The following is a 21627-nucleotide window of genomic DNA, read 5'->3' as shown; positions in this document are numbered from 1 at the left end:
ATTTTAAGCAGGCTAATATTTAGTCGTTTTAGTTATTATAAGGTATTTCTTATGGCTCTTACCATTGGTCCGATAGAAATCAAAGACCCAGTTATACTTGCGCCAATGTCTGGCGTGACTGATATGCCGTTCCGCAAGCTCGTGAAAAGGTTTGGTGCAGGATTGGTTGTTTCAGAAATGATTGCATCAGAAGCAATGATCCGTGCAACACGCCGGTCAGAGAAAATGTCATCAAATTGTGCTGAAGAGTTCCCAATGTCAGTGCAGCTTGCTGGTTGTGAGGCTTCTAAAATGGCGGAAGCTGCCAGACTTAATGAAGACCGCGGTGCCGCTATCATTGATATTAACATGGGGTGCCCGGTCAAAAAGGTTGTGAACGGGCACGCAGGTTCAGCCTTGATGAAAGATCTCGATCATGCTGGCAGCCTTATTCATGCAACGGTCAATGCAGTATCATTGCCTGTCACTCTGAAAATGCGCCTTGGCTGGGACGACCAGCACCTTAATGCACCTGAACTTGCAAAAATTGCACAAGAAGCGGGTGTCAAAATGATTGTGGTCCATGGTCGTACTCGAAATCAGATGTACAAAGGGCATGCTGATTGGGCAGCAGTAGGCCGTGTCAAAAAGGCAGTGGACTTGCCAGTAATCGTCAATGGTGACATCAATGCACTTGAGGATGTGGACAAGGCGCTGGCGGATTCAGGCGCAGACGGCGTCATGATTGGCCGCGGCACATATGGTCGTCCATGGTTCCCGGCGCAGGTCATCGAATACCTGCGTTCAGGCGAGCGGATTGCTGACCCATCGCTTGAGGTGCAGTTAGAGACTATTCTGGATCATTATGAAGATATGTTGCATCACTACGGTGTGGATACAGCGGTTCGGATGGCGCGTAAGCACCTTGGTTGGTATACGAAAGGCCTGAAAGGGTCTGCGGAATTCCGTAATCATGTCAATCATCTGGATGATCCGGCAGACGTGAAAGTGGCACTTAAAGAGTTTTACTTACCTCTTTGCGAAGAATTGGCGGCCTAAGCCATGGGGGGCGATCTCGTCGACCTTGAATCAGAAATACTCCATGGTCTTACCCAGGCAGTTGTTCTGATTAGTCCGAATAATCGGATTGAAGACGTTTTCGCCCAGACAGAGCATATTTTCCAGCGCAGTAAAGAGAGCCTGAAGGGCAAGGCTATTGATCTGCTGCCTGGTGTGGGCGGCAAGGCATTGGAGCTTGTAAGCAGGTCTCGCGCTGAAGACATTCCTTTGAATAGTTATGATGTTCGTTGTCGTCCAGTAATTGGTGATATTGAGCTGGTTGACTTGCACGCGAACCCGTATATGTCGACGGGCAAGGTGATACTGTCCATCCAGCCGCGGCGCATTACGGCGTTTCTGGAAAAGCGCGATGATGTCGAGGCTGCAGCCCGTTCCGTGCGGGGATTGGCTGCAATGCTGGCACATGAGATTAAAAATCCTTTGTCTGGTATTCGAGGTGCTGCGCAGCTACTCGGTCGCGGTGGGGATACAGCTAGTCTGAAAATGACTGAACTTATCTGTAAAGAAGTTGACCGCATCAAATCCCTTGTTGAACAATTAGAGGACTTTGGAAGTGGTGTGCAGGGTGACTATGGCCAGGTGAATATTCACGAAGTCTTGGATCATGTTTTAAACCTTGCGACGGCGGGGTTTGCAAAAGACGATATTATCATTCCACGCTTTGATCCTTCTTTGCCGCCTGTCTATGGGGACTTTGATCAGTTGGTTCAGGTTTTCTTGAATTTAATTAAGAATGCATCAGAAGTATCTGAAAATAAATCAGAAATAACAATTACAACAGGTTATAAGCACGGTATCTGGTTGACCAATTCACAAGGGCAGCGCGTGCGCCTTCCTGTTGAGATAACGGTCATGGATCGAGGCCCTGGCATACCTGAAGACCTGCGCGCCCATTTATTTGACCCCTTTGTCAGCGGCAAGGAGGGGGGGTCCGGGCTAGGACTTGCATTAGTCGCAGGGTTTGTTTCAGAGATGGGAGGCACTGTGACTGCTGATAACAGGGCAGGGGGCGGCGCAATTTTTAAAGTGCAACTGGCATTGGCCGATGAGGGTGCGGAAATGGCTAAGGGGCTAAAAGAATGAGCAAGTTAAAACCGACAATTGTGGTGGCAGATGATGACGATGCAATTCGCTTTGTTGTTAGTGAAGCCCTGAAGCAGGAAGGCTGGACGGTTATAGAGGCCGAAGATGTTTACGAGTTAAAGCGACTGGTGCTAGAAGGTCGCGGGGATATGGTGATTACAGATGTGATAATGCCTGACGGTAATGGTCTTGATGTGTTGCCAGAAATTCTGACGGCACGACCTGATATGCCGGTCATCGTTATGAGTGCACAGAATACAATGAAAACTGCAATGACATCAAGCAGTCGCGGCGCCTATGATTATCTACCCAAGCCATTTGATATTGATGCGTTGGTAACATCAGTCAAAAAAGGCTTAAAAACGGCCTTTAGCTCAGACCAGGGGGGCGGAAGCTCGCTTGAGGATACTGGGCGTCTGATTGGCCGGTCTGCTGCCATGCAGGAGATTTACCGTGCGATGGCAAGGGTCGTTCAAACCGAATTAACCGTTATGATAACCGGGGAAAGTGGTACAGGCAAAGAGCTGGTTGCCCGTGCAATCCATGAACATAGCCAACGACGTGATCACCCATTTGTTGCCGTCAATATGGCTGCAATCCCAAAAGAATTGATTGAAAGCGAATTGTTCGGCCATGAGCGTGGTGCCTTCACCGGTGCAGAGACCAGGAAATTGGGACGCTTTGGTCAGGCGAAGGGCGGAACCATTTTTCTTGATGAAATCGGTGATATGCCGCTGGAGGCGCAAACCAGACTGTTACGAGTGCTGCAGGAGGGGGAATATCAAACCGTCGGTGGCCATGCCCTGATTAAGACGGACGTCAGGATTGTTGCCGCGACGAATAAGGATTTGCGAACCTTGGTTAGGCGTGGTGATTTTCGTGAAGATTTATTTTTTCGCCTGAATGTTGTGCCGCTGAACATTCCTCCGCTTCGCGATCGTAAAGATGATATCCCGCTACTAGCCGATCATTTTCTTTTAAAAGCGACTGATTCTGGCTTGCCCAAGAAGACACTAACAGAGGGTGCTAAAAAGACACTGATGGCCTTTGACTGGCCTGGTAACGTTCGCGAGCTTGAGAATATGTTACTGCGTGTCTGTGCCCTTTATGCTGAGGAAGAGATCACCGGTGACGTCATCAAGCAGGAGCTTGATCGTTCTACATCCAACCTTTCAGGTGGGCCAACATCCATTATGACGCCGGTTTCAGGGGCAAACTTGTCCCAGACAATCCGTGCACACCTTGATCAGTACTTTGACCATCATGAGGACGGCTTACCGCCTTCTGGATTGTATCAGCGTATACTGCGGGAAATGGAAAGGCCTCTGATTCAAAAAGTGCTCGAAGTGACATCGGGCAATCAAGTAAAAGCGTCTGATCTTTTGGGGCTGAATAGAAATACACTGCGCAAAAAAATCAGGGAATTGGGCATTACTGATCGGAATAAGTGAAAAATATCAGGCTTAGGTGTGATAATTGTAGAACTGATGTGACAAATATGCATCATGGCAATCATGCAAAGAGATCAGGAACAAAAAATTAGTGCCTACTCAAAAAACAAGTCGCCGGATTTGATGTATCCGGGTAAGGCGGCACGGAGTAGACGGCTGGCGAAGCTGATGCTTTGGGCCAGGCATGTTAAGCTTGTGAACAAGCTGGAAGTGCTGGTTGTTGTCTTGGCTGTTGTAGCAGCCATTGCCACCTATATTACCATGTCGCGCAAGGACGCCCCTTTTGAGGTGACGTCAGGCAGAACCATGGGTGTCTTGCTGTATGTAAACTTTACCCTTCTGCTTCTCTTGGTAGCACTGATTGGAAGGTGGTTCGCCCGTGTATGGTTTGACAAGCGGACACGAGCTGCGGGATCCCGTCTGCACAGGCGTGTCACAGGTGTTTTCATTACCATCGCAATCATTCCGCCGATCATTATGGCGGTGTTTTCTGCCTTGTTTCTTGAATATGGTATTCAATCATGGTTCAGCGAAAAGGTGCGTTCTGTCCTAAATAACTCTCTGGAAGTCGCCGAGGGCTATATGGTAGAACATCGTGCCTCGATTGAGCAGGACATGCTGGCGATTGCCTTTGCCTTTAATAACCTTAGCCCGCTGGAACAACGGGATTCGATTACACTGCAAAAAGTCGCCGATTCAGCGCTGACCACGCGATTACTCTCAGAAGTCATTGTTGCTGAAGTTGAAACTGGTGCCATGGTGGTGCTTGCACGTGCAAGTCAGGGGCTGGAGCTTTCAACAAACCGCATTCCAATTGATGTTCTAAACAGGGTGGAGTCAGAAGAATCGGTTGTCGCAACCAATACAGCCGATAATACAATGATAGCCATGGTCAGGCTCCGGTCCTTCTTTGAACCAACATATCTTTATGTATCGCGTGACCTGAACCCGCAGGTAGTTGAATATCTGGCGAATACGCGTACGGCTGTTACTGATTACGCTACTATGGAAGGGCAGCGCACAGATATTCAGTTGCAGTTCAATGTTGTCTTTATTGTTGTCGCATTGCTTATCCTGCTGGCTGCGATCTGGGCAGGGCTTTGGTTCTCATCCCGGCTGGTGACGCCGCTTTCCTATCTTGTTGATGCAGCGGAGCGCGTAGGGCAAGGGGATTACGGGGCGCGTGTGCCAAGTCTGCCGTCAACCGACGAAGTGGGAATGCTGTCCCGTGCGTTTAACCGTATGACTGACCAGCTAACGAGGCACCAAAAGGATCTTTTGGCTGCGAACCTTGAACTGGACGAGCGCCGCCGCTTCCTTGAGGAAGTGTTGGAAGGCGTTTCTGCAGGTGTCATTGGTTTACAGAAAGACAAGCGTGTTTTCCTGCCAAACAAGTCGGCTTGTCAGCTTCTTGGCAAATCAGAGGAAGATTTGATTGGGCAAACCCTGGATGTTATCGCGCCCGAATTCAGCGATTTGTTAAAAGACGCGGAAGATTCAGATGAGCTTCTTGCCATGCGACAAATCCAGCTTGAAGTTGGCGATGCCATGCGGACATTGCTGGTTCGTATTTCCGTTGAACAATCAGAAGGTAATCTGATTGGTGGGTATGTTATGACTTTCGATGATCTAACGGATCAACTAGCAGACCAAAGAACGGCTGCATGGGCAGATGTTGCCAGACGTATCGCGCATGAAATTAAGAATCCGCTTACGCCTATCCAGTTATCAGCCGAAAGGTTGAAACGAAAATACGGTAAGGAAATTGTCACAGATCCAGCAATTTTTGGCCAGTGTACTGATACGATCATCAGGCAGGTTGGGGACTTGCGTCGGATGGTGGACGAGTTTTCTTCCTTTGCACGGATGCCAACGCCAATTTACCGGGAAACGGATGTTGTCGATATCATCCGCCAGTCTGTCTTTTTGCAGGGCGTTGCATGGAGTGATGTGATCTACCGTACTAATTTTCCTGATAATGTGGACATGCTGATGTGTGATGGCCGCTTGCTTGGACAGGCTGTCACTAATTTGTTGAAAAATGCTGCAGAGTCTGTGGAAGCACGACTGATGAGAGACCGTAAGGCAGGCAGTGATACCATTGAGCCTGGCATGATTACTGTCACCGTTCAGCAAAGTGATGATACAGTTGATGTCCTTATCGAAGATAATGGCCTTGGCCTGCCGCAAGAACAGCGCGACAGGCTGATGGAGCCATATGTCACGACCCGTGCCAAGGGTACCGGGCTCGGTTTGGCGATAGTCAGAAAAATCATTGAAGAACATAGCGGATCAATCAAAATTACTGATCGGTCCCCGATAGGTGCTCGAGCAATGTTTAGCCTTTCGGCGAAAGCACTTGTGAAAAAAGCACAAAAAGACAGCGAGAAGGCTGACATGAATGCAGCAGAATAATGAAGTGGGAGTATAAGAAAGAATGGCCCTAGACATTCTGATTATCGATGATGAAGAGGATATCCGGGAACTGATTTCCGGAATTCTGGAAGACGAAGGATATCATACCAGAACAGCCGCGGATAGCGATGGTGGTCTGGCAGAGATTGAGGCGCGTTTGCCGTCTCTTATGGTGCTTGATATATGGTTGCACGGTAGCAAGCTTGATGGTCTTGAACTGTTGGAGCTGGTTAAATCACGTCACCGCGACTTGCCGGTGATCGTTATCAGTGGTCACGGCAATATCGAAACTGCTGTTGCTGCGATTAAAAAGGGTGCGTATGACTTCATTGAAAAACCCTTTGAGGCTGATCATTTGCTGTTGACTATTCAGCGTGCCACCGAAAATGAAAAGCTGCGTCGAGAAAACGAAGAGCTTAAGAAGCGGTCCGCTTTCTCAATCGATCTTACGGGCCGATCTGCTGTGATAAATTCTGTCCGTCAGTCTATCGACAGGGTTGCTGCCACTAATAGTAGGGTGATGGTGCAGGGGCCGTCTGGATCGGGCAAGGAAGTAGCAGGCCGTTTGATACATGCGCGGTCCCTGCGCTCTAATGGTCCTTTCATGGTTGTGGGGGCTGCCTCAATGGAACCCCACCGCATGGAGCAGGAGCTTTTCGGCGTAGAACAGAATGGCGGTGTCGTAAAAACCGGTCTTTTTGAACGGGCGCACGGGGGTACATTGTTCATTGATGAAGTGGCTGACATGCCACTTCCGACACAAGCAAAAATATTACGTGTTTTGACAGACCAGGCATTTGAGCGTGTTGGTGGCAGTACAGGGGTCCGGGTTGATGTCCGGGTTGTCTCTGCAACATCCCGCGATCTGCAGGAGATGGTCGAAGAGGGCAAGTTCAGAGAGGACTTGTACCACCGATTAAATGTTGTGCCACTGTCCATGCCCGCCCTGTCCGAGCGGCGTGAAGATATCCCACAGCTGGTTGATCATTTTATGACCAAACTTTCAGAGGCTACGGGCCGTCCTCTCCGGAAACTATCAGAAGACGCTATTGCAGCCCTGCAATCCTATTCCTGGCCAGGGAACGTTCGACAGTTGAAAAATATTGTCGAACGGATTGTTATTATGAGCGGGGAATCCAGCGACGAAGAGATTAAGGCTGATCAGTTGCCACGGGAAATAAGTAGTGATTCTAATGATATGCTACATAACAGTGGTGATAATGTTATTATGAGTACTCCGCTGAGAGAGGCCCGTGAAGCCTTCGAGCGAGAGTATCTGAAATTACAAATCAATCGTTTCAGCGGTAATATATCGCGGACAGCTTCGTTCATAGGAATGGAGCGTTCTGCCCTCCACCGCAAACTGAAGTCCCTTGGTATTAACGGGAACACCAAGTCCGAGGAAGAAGGATCCTAAGACATGAAGGTAATTGTTTGTGGTGCTGGTCAGGTCGGCTTTAATATCGCGAGACATCTTGCCGCGCAGAAAAATGATGTCACCGTGATTGATCAGTCACCTGAGCTGGTTCGTAAGATTAGCGAGTCACTGGATGTTCAGGGGCTTGTCGGTAACGCGGCTGATCCGGAGATGCTTGACCGGGCAGGGGCTGTTGATAGTGAACTATTAGTAGCGGTTACTCTTTCTGATGAAGTGAATATGATTTCCTGTCAGATTGCTCATTCTCTTTTCAGGGTGCCAACAAAAGTCGCCCGGATTAGAAATCAGGCATACCTCAGGGATAAGTGGCGGGATTTATACTCTCGGGAAAATTTGCCAATTGATGTAATCATCTCACCAGAGATGGAAGTAGCTGAGGCAATGTGTAGACGCCTGGAAGTTCCGGGTGCCTTTAATATGTTGCCATTTGCAGAAGGCCGGGTTCGCGCCATTGGACTAGAGCTGGATGATGACTGTCCTGTAATTGACACACCACTTAGACAGCTGACTGAATTATTTCCAAACCTGAAAACCACGGTTTTAGCGGTTGTTCGTAAAGAAAAGATTTTTGTCCCCAGAAGTGATGATCAGTTGCAGGCGGGTGATTCCATTTATATTGCCGTGGAAGAATCTACCACCGCACGTGCGATGGCGGTATTCGGTCATGAGGAGCAGGCTGCGCACCGAATTGTGATTATCGGTGGAGGGAATGTTGGCCTGTTCTTGGCTGAAAAACTGGAAGGCAGGCCCTCTGTTTCCAATTTAAAAATTATCGAGGAATGCCGCGAACGCGCTGAAAGCCTTGCAGAGCATCTGAGTAAAACGGTGGTTATCAATGGCGACGCATTGGATAGAGATATCCTGAACGAAGCCAATATGGCCCAAACAGAAACGATTGTTGCGGTGGCTAATGATGACGAGGTTAACATTCTTGCTTCACTCTTGGGTAAGCGAGCAGGGGCACAGCGCGCCATAACCTTGATGAATAATCCTGTTTACTCATCGCTTGTTGGCTCGCTAGGTATTGATGTTGCCCTTGACCCGCGGGAGACGACTGTTTCCTCTATCATCCGCCATGTTAGGCGGGGCCGGATTCGTGATTTGCACTCTATCTGTGAAGGACAGGCTGAAATTATTGAAGCAGAAGTTATGGAAGCATCTGAGGTTGCCGGTAAACAGATTTCGGAATTGCGATTGTCCAGTTCTGCGAAGTTTGGACTGATAGTTCGAGGCGATGAGATACTAGTGCCGTTACCTGAAACCGTTCTGGAGCCAGATGACAGAGTTATCATTCTGGCTATGTCCGAAGCTGTGCGTAAAATTGAACAGCTCTTTTCCGCACGCGCAGATATCTTCTAAAGGACCTTTGGCCCATGTGGCAGAACCGAATTTATTATCTGCTCGGTTGTTGGTTGCTGGGAGTGGCCGCACTTGAAGTTCTGCCATTTCTTGTAGCGCTTGTCGAAGGTGAGCCAGAGGCAGCTTCTGCCTTTGGTAGTTCAATTGTTCTGACACTATTTATCGGGGGAGGATTTTTCCTGGGATTTCGTTCGGCAGTCCGGGTGCCAGTGAAAGTCGCGTCAATATTCTTGCCGTTGTTGGCGGGATTAGCCATTGGCACAGCTGTTGCCTTCCCCTTTTATTTTATGCACTTTGACCGTGGCCCGTTTGCTGCCCTTTATGAGGGGATTTCCATGCTGACAACAAATGGGGCTAGTGCCTATACGGATGATGAACCGGCAACCCATGCGGAATCATTGTGGCGCGCAATCATCGCCTGGTGTGGCGGGTTGATATCCGTTGCATTGACATTGTCCATTTTGACCAGTCTAAATTCTGGGGGGCTCCAGGCTTACAAATCCAAGTTGCAGTTAGGAGACAGCGGAGCAGGGGCTGCCCGTCTGCGTTCAACTGTTCGAGCCCTGGTCCCGGCCTATTTTCTTGTGACGCTGATTTGCCTGACTTTACTTATTGTATCCGGGATGGACCCTTTTAACAGTTTGGTTGTGGCAATGGGGACTATCAGTACAACGGGCATTTCTCATGATATGGGGAATAAGGTACTAGGACTGGGCCCACAGATTATTGTTTTGATCTTTATGGTCATGGCATCGCTGCACTGGGATTACTTTTATGCAAAGTTAAAGCAGGCCAGAAATGTACGCTTCATGACGACAGAAACCAAACAGGTTATGATTATGGCGCTGCTTGGTGGTATGTGTCTGACGGTCCTTCCAAAAGGGGAAAGCGATTACGGGGCATGGGACGCTTTGTTCTTATCCGTATCTGCCCTGTCCACCACCGGATATGTCACGGACACACTGGAACTGGACGGAGTTCTCTTGCCTCTTTCAATTTCCTTATTCATTCTTGCGGCTATCGGCGGAACGGTTACTGGGACCGGCGGCGGTATCAAACAGTTACGATTTAGGGTTTTGACTTTGCTTGCACGTAGTGAGCTACGCAGGCTTGCACATCCTCACGGTGTTGTGCCGATTAAATTGTCAGGCGTGCGATTGGCAAAACAGGATATTGAATCTGTATGGCTTCTTTTTGGGAGCTTCATGATCGCGATGGTCTTTATCTGTATAGTCTTCGCAGTATTCGGTATGCATTTTCAGGATGCTATTGTGCTCGCATTTACAGGGCTAACATTATCCGGCCCGCTGGCGACGTCCATTGACCCAACATTTGCTGGATTTTCAGGTCTGGCTGACCTGGATTATTTGATCCTGTCTTTCGTCATGTTATTCGGCAGGGTGGAGATGTCAGTATTCATGGCGTTGCTCGCCAGAACGTTTTGGCAGAGATAACTATAAAAAAATATTAGCCAAACTTGTAATTCTCTGACATATAATTACGTTTGAATGGTGCAGGGGTCTTCCAAAGGCTGCTTCTGTTCATTTGTAAAATAATAATTGTGTTAAACAAATTGATAAAAAAGGGCACGGACCGTCCATGTCAGAAAAAAATCAAAACCTTCAGGACGTCTTCTTAAACGCTGTTAGAAAATCAAAGCTGCCAATTACGGTGTTTTTGGTGAACGGCGTCAAACTTCAGGGTGTAATTACCTGGTTTGATAACTTTTGTGTGTTATTGCGTCGCGATGGACATTCGCAGCTGGTCTACAAGCATGCGATTTCTACTATTATGCCAGGTGGGCCACTCTCTCTCTTTGAGCCTGAGAAAGACAACGAGGCCTGATTGTCTGAATATTACTTTGCCTTCAAGGGGGAAGGTTCATGAGCGATCAATCAGGTAGTGGTTGGTCGACAGACGGCCTTGGCTATTTACAGAATAAAGTCGAACGGCAACGTGTCCTGGTTATACATCCGTTCGAACAGGATCATTCAGCAGCAAGTGCGGCTGCAAGGTCACCGTCCGCGCGCCTTGAAGAGGCTGTTGGCTTGGCTGAAGCAATCAATGTTGAGATTGTAGAAGCGAGTTTAGCGCCTTTGAGGCGCATTAAGCCCGCAACTTTTATCGGGCCTGGACGTGTCGATGAACTGCGTCTTCAGGTGGAAGCAGAAGAGATTGATCTGGTTATCTTCGACTGCGAATTATCACCAATTCAGCAACGTAACCTTGAACGGGGTATCAAAGCAAAGGTCATCGACAGGACTGCTCTTATTTTGGAAATTTTCGGTGATCGTGCCAATACCAAAGAAGGGGAGTTGCAGGTTGAGCTTGCGCACCTAGTTTACCAGAAATCACGTCTCGTACGTTCCTGGACACACCTTGAACGACAAAGAGGTGGTTCTGGCTTTATGGGGGGACCTGGTGAAACCCAGATTGAGAGTGACCGGCGGATAATCACGGACCGGATTACGAAAATTCGTCGTCAATTGGAGCAAGTCACAAGGACGCGGACGCTGCACAGGGCAAGACGTCAGAAAGCACCGTATCCTGTCGTAGCACTTGTTGGTTACACGAATGCCGGTAAGTCTACACTCTTTAACCGCGTAACTGATGCTGAGGTATTGGCAGAAGACATGCTTTTTGCCACTCTGGATCCAACCATGCGGCGGATTGACCTACCGTCTGGCAGGACGATTATTCTGTCTGATACTGTTGGATTTATCTCCGAGTTGCCGACCACGCTTGTGGCAGCGTTCCGCGCCACACTTGAAGAAGTGCTGGAAGCAGATGTCATTGTTCATGTCCGCGATGCAAGCCACGAAGACACAGAAATCCAGAAACAGGATGTGGAAGGTGTTTTGCGCGAACTTGGCGTAGAAATTGGAGCAGAAGATTCTGCACCGGTATTGGAGGCAATGAATAAGGCGGATTTGTTAGGCGCTGAAGAGTTTGAGGCATTGACCACATACTGTGAACGTTATCAGGATAAAATTCTTCTGAGCGGTTTAACTGGTGAGGGCTGTGATGATTTAATAGCCGAACTGGACAGGCTACTTAGTGAAAAGAATTTGATTGAGACTGTTTTGGTTCCTTACGAGGACGGCGCCACACAAGCCTGGATTCGTGCCAATACAAAAATTCTGGATGAAAGCGCAAGTGAGGACGGGATGACCTTTACGATTTCGGTTGATCCTATTGCCTGGGGTCGTTTCCGGAAATAAATCAAAGTGAAAGCGCATGGAATAGTCACCTTGTGCTTTCACTATGTCATTTTATGTGTTGGCTTTTTCTTCTTTTTTAACTTCGTTCCACAGGGCATCCATTTCCTCAAGTGAAGAATCTATCGGTGTTTTCCCCTGTGCTTGAAGTTTTTGTTCTATACCGTGGAAACGGCGCTCAAACTTGGCATTGGCGGCGCGCAGGGCTTCTTCCGGGTCAACATCCAGATGCCGGGCAAAGTTTGCCATAACAAACAATAAATCTCCCATTTCTTCTTTGATTGCGTCTTTTGAGGCACCCTGTTGCACCTCGTCCAAAAGTTCCTTTGATTCTTCCAATAGCTTATCCAGAACCTGATCGGTTTGTGGCCAATCAAAGCCCACCCGTGCAGCGCGGTTTTGAAGTTTTATCGCCCTTAGCAAGGAGGGGAGGGAGATACTTACCCCGTCAAGAACCGACTTACTTTGTTTAGCAGCGCGTTCTTTTGCTTTTTGTTCTTCCCACGCTGAAATCTGTGCTTCAGCACTTGCTATCTCGGTATCACCAAATACGTGTGGATGTCGGCGGATCATTTTTTCGCTAACACTGTTAACAACATCCTTAAAGGTGAAATGACCTTCTTCTGTAGCCATTTGGCTATGAAATACAGCCTGAAACAATAAGTCCCCCAGTTCATCTCTTAATTCGTCCATGTTGCCTGCACGGATTGCTTCATCTACCTCGTAGGCTTCTTCAATTGTATAGGGCGCTATGGTCTCAAAATTTTGTTCCAGATCCCAGGGGCAGCCGCCATTTGGGTCCCGAAGTTTTTTCATTATTTCAAGGAGATCGGAAATATCGTATTGCTGTTTTTTCATGGGGCTGTAACTTCAAAACCTGTAATTACCGTCGGAGGGAAACATGCGACTATCAATTAAATTCTCGGCTATGATACTGGCCTTGGCCGTCAGCGCAATCAGCTTTGTTGGTATTTCCGCTGAAAATGGTTTTCAGGGCAAGCTGCTTACGGACTATTTGTCGTATGATAATGGCTTTCAGCCAATTGTCAGTCCCCACCGGGGCGGTTCCATGCCGGGCTTTCCAGAAAATGCAGTTGAGACGCTTGAAAACTCCATGACCTATGGTCCAGCTATCATGGAAGTGGACGTCAGAACGCTTCGTGATGGCACATTGATTTTAATGCATGACAGAACACTGGACCGAACTACAACCGGGGAAGGGGATGTATCTGCCGCAAGCTGGGAAGACGTGTCAGCTTTATATCTAAAGGATAATGAGGGAGCAGTCACAGATTATCGTGTCCCGACACTTCTTGATGCTCTTAAGGTTATTAAAGGTAAGGGCATTTTAAATCTGGATATCAAACCTGAGACAGATTTTGCTGCTGTGATGGAAGTCGTCAGAAAAGCTGACGCAGGTAACTCCGTCATGGCAATTACCTACAATCTGGAACAAGCCAAAGCATATAATGAGCTTGCGCCAAACATTATGTTGTCTGTGCGTATTCGAAATGCAGATGAATTAAAGGCAGTCAAAGGAAGCGGAGTACCGCTGAACCGCGTTGTAGCGTGGGCTGGCCTGAAACCAATGGCAAAAGTAATGTATGACCGTCTTCACAGTGAAGGAATGCTGGTTATGCAAGGCACCCTGGGTTTTGGTCCATTGGCGCTTGATCGCAAGTTTGAACTGTCCGGCAATACGGATGGCTATCTTAACCTGTTCCAGCAGGGAGCAGATATTATTGCCACGGATCGCCACTGGGTCGTGCAGGAACTGTTAAATTCATGTTGCCGAAAGTAGGATGCTAATATCGTCGGATAGCCATTTTTCATCGGAGTTGTAGAATTCTAGCCGCTGGATTGACAATCTTTCCTTTGCCCCGCACACTAAACCGGGATTTAGGGGAGGAATATGATGGTTGCATCAAGAGGTGAGCCTTTTTTCAAATATATGGCCGGTCTACTAATTGTCATTGTAGCCGGTAGTTTTGGGACTTTTATCGCCTTGGGTAAGAACTTTGCCCAGCCGATGCCATTCATGTTGATGGTGCATGGGGGGCTATTTCTTACGTGGTATATCGTATTTTACCTGCAAGCCTCTCATATTGCCGCGGGCAAGGTTGCCGCGCATATCCTTTTGGGCCAACTCAGCATTTTTTTAGTGATGGGCATGATGCTTGCGGGCTTACTCGCATGGCACGGCAGTTGGGAGAGGGGCTTTTACCCGGACGAGTTTGACACAATTGAACAATTTGCCATGGTCAATTGGTCTGATCTTGTTGCATTTCTCCTCGCATACGGTCTGGGGCTGCTGCACAGGCCCAAACCGTTTTTCCATAAACGCTTTATGTTGATCGCGGGCTTAATTATGCTGATGCCAGCAACATCCCGTGCTGCGATGATACTGGATGTACCGCCTGGTGTTGGATTTCTGGTAATCGTTCTCTGTTTTCTTGCTCTAGTCGTTTATGACTTCAAAAGAATAGGCAAGCTACACAAGGCGACATTGTTTGGTGTGTTGCTACTAATTGTAAAAACAGGATTAGTGATGGGTTACGCACCGTCCGAACATTGGGCGTCTATTGTTCATACACTGATAGGGTATCCACCAACCGTGTAAGGTCACAGGGAAGCTTATATGAATTCAATGAACGTTATTGATATTGAATTCAATGGCATTTGAAACGCTATATAAGTCAGCAAAACATTATGTCTCTTTCCCGGCTTCAAAATCAGGACCATAGTCATTTTGTTGATTGTCCCCCGGTTTACATGCCCAATAAAGGAGGGGGATTATTCCAATGATAGTGCACCACAAAAGTAGCCACCAGCCTGAACGATTTATATCATGTAAACGTCGAGCCCCGAGAGAAATGCTAGGTAGCAATACTAATATTGTGAATACATTTCCCATAGGTTGTTGGGCAATAGTTTGCCCTCCAAAAATGATAATATCAAATATTGCAAATATCCAACTCAAAATATTGATGCTTAGTACTGCGAACCAGTACCCACTTCGAGAAGTGCGGCCCTTAAAATCAAAATAGTTTTTAAAGAATAAGATAAATGATTCCGTGAAAGAAACAGCTCGATGCGGCCCTACAGGATTTTGTCTCCGGGTCTCTTGCCAATTCTGATTACTCTCATTTTATAAATGTTATTTATCGCATAATTTATATTATGGGAAATTCTATGGTGTGTTAAATGATATGGTGCCTTATTATGCTCACTCTAGGTAATGGCCTTCCTGTCGTGTGGCTTTTTTTTTGATGCCAGTGTTAATACGTCCCTAGTTTTGTTAAGTCCCCAGCGTCATGGGCAATTCTTTATGTCGCTTGCCTGTCAGATTATAGACCGCATTCAGGATTGCTGGTGCTGTATCAGGTACCGCTGCTTCTCCAACTCTATTTGGTGCACGATTGCTGTTTAATAAATGGATTTCAATCTCTGGGATTTCATCCATCCTGATAATGGGATAATCATGAAAGTTAGACTGTGTTACCATACCGTTTTCAACCTTGATCGCAGGATTTATCAAAGCTGATAACGCCCAGACAATACTGCCTTCAATCTGTGCGGTAACTAATTGTGGATTAACTACTTTACCGCAATCAAAGAAACAGATGATTTTATCAACGTTAATGGTTTCGTTATGTTTGCTAACATAAGCAATCTGGCAAACATAGGTGCCGTAAAAGTAGCTTAGTGAGATTCCTTTGCCTTGATTTTTGTTTAAGTTTTTTCTCCATCCTGCTGTTTTTTCAGCATATTTAAGGATTGATAGAAGCCTTTCCTGGCGGTCAAGTCTTCGCTGTAAAGCAGGCTCATCCAGCCCTCTTTCTTCATGCTGAATTGCTTTTTGTGACAGCCACTGTTGCCTTAAGTGTAAAGGGTCTTTCCCAATGGCAGCAGCGACTTCATCAATAAAGCATTCTCTGGCTAGGCCAACTGGATGTGCATCGACACTTCGCCATGAACCGGGATAAAGAACTAGGCTTTCACTTTCCGCATGGCGTGTTGCCCTGTGTGCCGTACATCCAGCATAATAGTCCAGCATGATATTGCGGCCAAGCCATCCATAATTCGAGCCACTACGGGTTAAGGAATCCCATGCGACTGGATTATTAGCATCATCCAGAACGAGTGTATGTTCATCATACCGAGCCAAATGATAGCGACTGTGTTTGATACAGTCCTCTCTTGTCCAGGTTACTTTCACGGGCCTTTTCAGTGTGACGGCAAGAAATCCGGCTTCTGCAATGAAGTCATAAAAATAGCGACGGCCAAAACCACCGCCAGACCGCATGGGGTGAATAACAATGTTTTCTGTTGTAACTCCGGTTATCTCAGCGACATAGGCAAGTGCAAGCGTTGGCGACTGGCTGCCGGCCCAGATGGTTAAGGTTTTGCCGTCATAATCTGCGACCGCATTTAGTGGCTCTAATTGGGCATTCTCCTGATACGGATTATAATAGCGACTTTGGAAAAGTCTGTTTGGTGCTGCTTTCTGTATCTCACGCGCTGTATCGCCGAAACTTGCCACATTTCTAATTTTCTCATCCGGGATAGCAAGCATCTCACTTTTGATCCGATTGTCATCATGGTCCTGGTACTGACTGCTACTCCACTGAACTTTAAGGGCTTCCCTGCCCTTGATCGCATGCCATGTAGTCCGCCCGATGACGGCCACACCGCTTTTCGTTCCTCTGTATTTTTCCTGCCATGCATTGTTTGGATCAGTTTTATACGGAAATGCAGGAAGCTTTACTGTCGTCAATACGCCTTCAATATTAAGGCATGCGGCATCATCAATATGTGTTGGGACACTGTCTGTGGTTGGGCTACGTTCAATGCTAGCATGGACCATGTTTTCCATATCAATATCAAGTGCATACTGTTGTGCACCGGTGATAATTGCCATGTTCTCGACTATAGGCAGTGATTTGCCGATCAAATCAAAATCACTGTCATTTTTCAGGGCTGCAGACTCTGGCATTTTCCTTTGTGCGACAGACTTGAAAAGGTCTTTAAACTCAAGAGTGTCGTCGGATGATCGTCTATAAACTTTGCTTGTTTTTACATAACAGTCCGAAGGAGCGCAGCCCCATAATTCGCTGGCACATTCTATGAAAAGCTGACGGAGGGTGGCCGCCGCCTGTCGCAAGGGCATGTAGGCTGCCAGCATGCCATTACTGCCAGCAGAGGATTCAAGAGAGTGCCTGATCTCCATATGATAGGTAAGAGGCGGGCGATCTATAATAAATTCATCCCAGTCTGCGCCAAGTTCATCGCAGATAACCATGGCGAGGCCTGTGGATACTCCCTGCCCCATTTCTGGCTTGGTATCGCGGTACACAATGGTACCGTCCGGGTTAAAGCGCAGGTAGATATTGGCTTGAAAGGAATCTAAAGTAGCGTCGTCCGCTGTACCAGACAGTTCTGGCACGGACAGGCTTAAAAGCAACCCACCACTTGCCAGTAGGCTTGTTTGAATAAAGCTTCTTCTGTCAAGCTGCATGCTATCTCTCCACTGATTACAGACAAAGAACCATAAGTAAGTATCAGGGTTGCATGTAAATGTCGGTTGAGTTTACCGCACAAATTTTGTCAGCTTAGTCATTCAGTTTCAGAATAAGTCGGTCCGCTTTTAATTCAACACTGGCGAAGCGCTGCAATAATGACATACCCATAAGGGAGCCAGGCATTTCAGATTTTGTTATGGTGACCGGCGTGTCGTAAAACTCAAGGCCGCCAAAGGAAATACTTTCGGCATTTTCTCTGGCGAATAAGACAATGCCGTTGGCTGTTTGCGCCTGTCCTGAATAATCGAGCATGTCAACTTCAAAACCAGCTTCGTAAGCGTCATCAGGGCCAAGCACAACATAAGATGCGCCCGTGTCAACCATCATACGAATTGGGCGACCGTTGATCTCTGCATTAATCCAGAAATGGCCATCCAGTGACCTGTGTATGATCAAATCATTACCGTCAGCACTGACGGCGGCATTGCCCGGGCTGGCTGCGGCCATAAACCGGGCTTTTGCATCCTCTTTGTAGAGATACACGACAGATATGCCCGCCACCAAAAGTAACGAGATACCAGCCATCATAATCAGTTTGGATGCTTTTGTTTGGCTGTAATAGCTCATCCCTGATCCCAGGATAAATAGGAGGATCAGAGAATATAGCGCGCCTGGTGTTGTGATTGATACTGTTGGAAAATAGGATTTTAAAACAATTATCAACAAGGCAAAACCAGCCCAAAACAACCATAGACGATTTTTGTTGCCGCGGGGCTTTTCTTTGAAAAGAGTTTCAGATTCAGGCGGTTGCCAGGAATTTCGTGCCATTGGATACGCTGCCTTTTATATTCTATGCTGCCGTAAGTGTAGCCTGCATCAGCCCGGCGGACAAGGTTCCTCTGTTTTTAAAGGATATTGGAGCGGCACCTACCTCCTGCACTAGAGCTCAAGCACCATGCCGTCATAGGCTGGGACCACACCGCTTGGTAGTTTGCGTTTCAATGTCTGGTAGTCCATATCCCATGTCATATGGGTCAGGACGGCCAGGTCAGGTTTGACCTGCTCTATCCATTCAAGTGTTTGTGCCAAATGGGAATGTGTCGGATGTGGATCGTACCTAAGTGCATCAACAACCCATATTTTCACACCTTGAAGGGCTTCAAAGGCTGTCTCCGGCATTCTGTTAAGGTCTGTCGAGTATGCCATGTCACCAAATCTGTAGCCTAGGCTAATTCCACTGCCGTGCCCCTGTTCAAAGGGTATCATTTTGATTTGGCCAACCTGCTTTGGGCCATTGATCGCGGTACCCGTCCCAACAGATGGATATCCGCGCACACCTTTGAAAATATAGTCGAATTTTGATTTGAGAAGCGCCATGGTTTCGGCGTCAGCAAACATGGGTATTTTGGCGCCAGTTGCCTGGTGAAATCCACGCAGTTCATCTATCCCGTGCGTGTGGTCCGCATGTTCATGCGTATAGAAAACGGCATCAATCTTGTTGATTTTATTTGTCAGTATTTGACTACGTAAATCAGGGCTGGTGTCGATCAGGATGTGTGTATCGCCCTCTTCGACGAAAACACTTGCTCGTTGACGTCTATTTTTAGGCTCTGCAGGATCGCATGCCCCCCAATACTCCGGTATTTTGGGAACGCCGCCTGATGTGCCACATCCTAATATGGTTAGCTTCATGCCAATTCAACTGGTTTAAAACTGTCATCAATCTTATTGAAAAGATTAAAGAAATTAGATGTAGTTATATTGGTAAAATCAGTAAATTCAACACCCTTTAAGTCTGCCACAAATCGCGCTGTATCCATGACAAACGCAGGTTCGCAGGTTTTTCCGCGATGGGGCACAGGTGCCAAAAACGGGGCATCGGTTTCAACGAGCAGCTTGTCCATTGGGATTGTTTTCACCGTTTCCTGCAGTTCTTTTGCACTTTTAAAAGTGGCAATGCCGGAGATGGAAATACTCATACCCATTTCAATGCAGGCATCTGCAAGGCGCTGAGAGGCTGTGAAGCAGTGAATTAATCCAGAGAATTCACCCTGAGCCATTTCCGCTTGCAGCATGTTGATACAGTCATCGTCGGCATCACGTGTATGGACAATTACAGGCAAGCCAGAAGTCCGCGCCGCCGCAATGTGATTACGGAAATTAACCTTCTGCATGTCACGCGGCGCATTATCATAGTAATAATCCAGGCCGGTTTCGCCAATGCCAACAGTCTTAGAGTGGCTAGCCCGTTCCAATAATGCTTCAATCGCAACGTCAGGTTCGTTTTCTGCTTCGTGCGGATGAATACCAACTGTTGCATACACATCAGAATTGTTTTCGGCGATAGCCCTGACATCGTCATACTCAGAAAGCTTGGTATTAATAGCCAGCATGCAACCAACACCGGCACGGCGTGCGCGGTCTATTACTGCGCCTTGCTCTTCGACCAAGCCTTTATAGTTTAGGTGGCAATGGCTATCGACGATGAAGTCAAACCTGCGTTCCTGCATAATATGGTCCTATGCCTCGTCAGTTGCGTGTTCAAATCTTGGGAAAACGCCTTCTGGTTTCGGCAAATCTGCACCCGGTTTGATGCGGTGTGCATCTGTTAGCTGATCAAAGCCGCGGTTATCAATATTCATCTGACCAAGCAATTTATCTATGCTCTCGGGCATGATGGGCTGCATTAGAATTGCAAGCATGCGTACGGCTTCTGCACATACATAGAGCACTGTTTCCATACGTGCAGGGTCGGTCTTGCGCAGCTTCCATGGCTCCTGCGCAGAAATATAGACATCTGCGGCTGCTACTTGGCTCCAGATAGCATCAAACGCCTTATTGAAGGCCTGCTTATCCATCAGCTCGCGTACTTGCGGTAAAACATCTTCAATACCGGTTAGAAGCGCTTTGTCTTCTGCTGACAAGGCGCCTGGTGTTGGTATTTTGCCGTCACAGTTCTTAAAAATCATAGACAAAGAGCGCTGTGCAAAGTTTCCGAAGCCGTTAGACAGATCGGAATTGCAGCGATTAACAAAAGACGTTCTGGAGAAGTCGCCATCATTGCCAAAAGGCACTTCACGAAGAAGGAAAAAGCGCACACTGTCCAGCGTATAGGTGTCAATCAACTCAAAGGGGTCGATCACATTGCCGAGTGACTTGGAGATTTTTTGTCCCTCATTTGTCCACCAGCCATGAGCGAAAATTCTGTCAGGTAATGGCAGATCTGCTGCAAGGAGGAAGGCTGGCCAATAGACTGCGTGGAAACGGAGAATATCCTTACCGACCATATGTACATTCGCGGGCCAGAACTTTTGGAATTTTTCTGAATTTTCATTCGGGTAATCAACAGCTGTCAGGTAATTAGTCAGCGCGTCGATCCATACATACATAATATGGCCGTCTGCATCCGGAACAGGCACACCCCAGTTAAATGTTGTCCGTGAAATTGACAGGTCCTGCAGACCACCGGCCACAAAGCTTTTGACTTCATTCAGGCGGGATTTAGGCAAGACGAAGTCTGGATGGTTTTCGTAAACCTCCAGAAGTTTATCCTGAAAAGCAGACAGCTTGAAGAAATAGCTTGGTTCCTCCACCCATTCAACGGGGGCACCAGTAGGGGCAAGTTTAGAGCCACCTTCGCCTTCTGTTAACTCATCTTCACCATAAAATGCTTCATCGCGAACACTGTACCAACCAGCGTAGTTATCTTCATAAATGAACCCGTTTTCCTTGATACGGTTCCATAGATGCTGCGCCGAAATTTTATGACGCTCTTCAGTCGTTCGGATAAACTGATCGTTAGAAAAGTTCATTGCCTGCGCAAGGTCTTGAAAGCGAGCTGAGACGCGGTCACAGAACTCAAGCGGAGCGACGCCTGCTTTCTCTGCTGATTTTTCAACCTTTTGACCGTGCTCGTCGGTTCCGGTCAGGAACATTACATCATACCCATCAAGCCTTTTAAAACGGGCTAAAACATCGCATGCAAGCGTCGTATAAGCGTGACCAATATGCGGTACGTCATTTACATAATAAATGGGCGTCGTAATGTAATAAGACTTCTTGTCAGACATATAACTCTCTTC

General features: G+C 47.4%; 18 protein-coding genes. 11 read left to right on the top strand and 7 right to left on the bottom strand.

Translation table 11 applies throughout. From position 1 onward, the window contains the following. Positions 1 to 51 precede the first annotated feature (51 nt). The 9 genes from dusB to hflX all read left to right on the top strand — a co-directional run bounded on the left by dusB (position 52) and on the right by hflX (position 12026). Positions 52 to 1038 (top strand): tRNA dihydrouridine synthase DusB, encoded by a 987-nt coding sequence (dusB, locus tag IE181_RS12155; protein ID WP_191253322.1) that lies wholly within the window; start codon positions 52 to 54, stop codon positions 1036 to 1038. 3 nt (positions 1039 to 1041) lie between these two features. Further along, a complete protein-coding gene (locus IE181_RS12150) occupies positions 1042 to 2142 on the top strand; it encodes a two-component system sensor histidine kinase NtrB (protein ID WP_191253321.1) in 1101 nt (366 codons plus the stop codon). Beyond that, positions 2139 to 3593, top strand: coding sequence for a nitrogen regulation protein NR(I) (gene ntrC, locus IE181_RS12145; RefSeq protein WP_191253318.1), 1455 nt, complete (start codon positions 2139 to 2141; stop codon positions 3591 to 3593). The genes IE181_RS12150 and ntrC overlap by 4 nt, the downstream gene beginning before the upstream one ends. 54 nt (positions 3594 to 3647) lie before the next feature. After that, positions 3648 to 6008: a sensor histidine kinase NtrY-like gene (locus IE181_RS12140; protein ID WP_191253316.1), complete on the top strand. Its 2361-nt coding sequence runs from the start codon at positions 3648 to 3650 to the stop codon at positions 6006 to 6008. 22 nt (positions 6009 to 6030) lie between these two features. Further along, the gene (gene ntrX, locus IE181_RS12135) at positions 6031 to 7425 is read left to right on the top strand and encodes a nitrogen assimilation response regulator NtrX (RefSeq protein WP_191253314.1); all 1395 of its coding nucleotides are present in this window, start codon (positions 6031 to 6033) and stop codon (positions 7423 to 7425) included. A gap of 3 nt (positions 7426 to 7428) precedes the next feature. Beyond that, the gene (trkA, locus tag IE181_RS12130) at positions 7429 to 8805 is read left to right on the top strand and encodes a Trk system potassium transporter TrkA (protein WP_191253311.1); all 1377 of its coding nucleotides are present in this window, start codon (positions 7429 to 7431) and stop codon (positions 8803 to 8805) included. A gap of 62 nt (positions 8806 to 8867) precedes the next feature. Continuing rightward, positions 8868 to 10259, top strand: coding sequence for a potassium transporter TrkG (locus tag IE181_RS12125; protein WP_191253309.1), 1392 nt, complete (start codon positions 8868 to 8870; stop codon positions 10257 to 10259). A gap of 145 nt (positions 10260 to 10404) precedes the next feature. Continuing rightward, positions 10405 to 10650 carry an RNA chaperone Hfq gene (gene hfq, locus IE181_RS12120; protein WP_191253307.1) on the top strand — a complete coding sequence of 82 codons (246 nt, stop codon included), beginning with the start codon at positions 10405 to 10407 and terminating at the stop codon, positions 10648 to 10650. A gap of 38 nt (positions 10651 to 10688) precedes the next feature. Next, positions 10689 to 12026, top strand: coding sequence for a GTPase HflX (gene hflX, locus IE181_RS12115; protein WP_191253298.1), 1338 nt, complete (start codon positions 10689 to 10691; stop codon positions 12024 to 12026). 51 nt (positions 12027 to 12077) lie between these two features. Here the strand turns inward: hflX and mazG are convergent, their stop codons facing one another. Then, a complete protein-coding gene (gene mazG / locus IE181_RS12110; RefSeq protein WP_191253296.1) occupies positions 12078 to 12881 on the bottom strand; it encodes a nucleoside triphosphate pyrophosphohydrolase in 804 nt (267 codons plus the stop codon). Between the two features lie 43 nt (positions 12882 to 12924). Here mazG and IE181_RS12105 point away from each other — a divergent pair, with 43 nt between their 5' ends. Both IE181_RS12105 and IE181_RS12100 read left to right on the top strand, forming a co-directional pair. Further along, the gene (locus IE181_RS12105) at positions 12925 to 13824 is read left to right on the top strand and encodes a glycerophosphodiester phosphodiesterase family protein (protein ID WP_191253293.1); all 900 of its coding nucleotides are present in this window, start codon (positions 12925 to 12927) and stop codon (positions 13822 to 13824) included. 111 nt (positions 13825 to 13935) lie between these two features. Then, positions 13936 to 14643, top strand: a complete 708-nt coding sequence (locus tag IE181_RS12100; protein WP_191253291.1) for a hypothetical protein — start codon at positions 13936 to 13938, stop codon at positions 14641 to 14643. An 87-nt stretch (positions 14644 to 14730) separates the two neighbouring features. Here the strand turns inward: IE181_RS12100 and IE181_RS14790 are convergent, their stop codons facing one another. The 6 genes from IE181_RS14790 to metG form a co-directional block, all read right to left on the bottom strand. Continuing rightward, the gene (locus IE181_RS14790; RefSeq protein ID WP_191254239.1) at positions 14731 to 15087 is read right to left on the bottom strand and encodes a DUF805 domain-containing protein; all 357 of its coding nucleotides are present in this window, start codon (positions 15085 to 15087) and stop codon (positions 14731 to 14733) included. A gap of 234 nt (positions 15088 to 15321) precedes the next feature. Beyond that, positions 15322 to 17541: a xanthine dehydrogenase family protein molybdopterin-binding subunit gene (locus IE181_RS12090; RefSeq protein WP_191253289.1), complete on the bottom strand. Its 2220-nt coding sequence runs from the start codon at positions 17539 to 17541 to the stop codon at positions 15322 to 15324. 94 nt (positions 17542 to 17635) lie between these two features. Next, positions 17636 to 18373 (bottom strand): retropepsin-like aspartic protease family protein, encoded by a 738-nt coding sequence (locus tag IE181_RS12085; RefSeq protein ID WP_191253287.1) that lies wholly within the window; start codon positions 18371 to 18373, stop codon positions 17636 to 17638. 111 nt (positions 18374 to 18484) lie between these two features. Beyond that, positions 18485 to 19237: an MBL fold metallo-hydrolase gene (locus IE181_RS12080; RefSeq protein ID WP_191253285.1), complete on the bottom strand. Its 753-nt coding sequence runs from the start codon at positions 19235 to 19237 to the stop codon at positions 18485 to 18487. Further along, positions 19234 to 20055: a TatD family hydrolase gene (locus tag IE181_RS12075; RefSeq protein WP_191253283.1), complete on the bottom strand. Its 822-nt coding sequence runs from the start codon at positions 20053 to 20055 to the stop codon at positions 19234 to 19236. Before IE181_RS12075 ends, IE181_RS12080 begins: the two co-directional genes overlap by 4 nt. A 9-nt stretch (positions 20056 to 20064) precedes the next feature. Then, positions 20065 to 21615 (bottom strand): methionine--tRNA ligase, encoded by a 1551-nt coding sequence (metG, locus tag IE181_RS12070; RefSeq protein WP_191253281.1) that lies wholly within the window; start codon positions 21613 to 21615, stop codon positions 20065 to 20067. Positions 21616 to 21627: the final 12 nt, after the last annotated feature.

The organism is Kordiimonas sediminis (assembly GCF_014656395.1).
Lineage (GTDB): Bacteria > Pseudomonadota > Alphaproteobacteria > Sphingomonadales > Kordiimonadaceae > Kordiimonas_A > Kordiimonas_A sediminis.
This window is presented reverse-complemented; position numbering and strand designations above follow the sequence as displayed.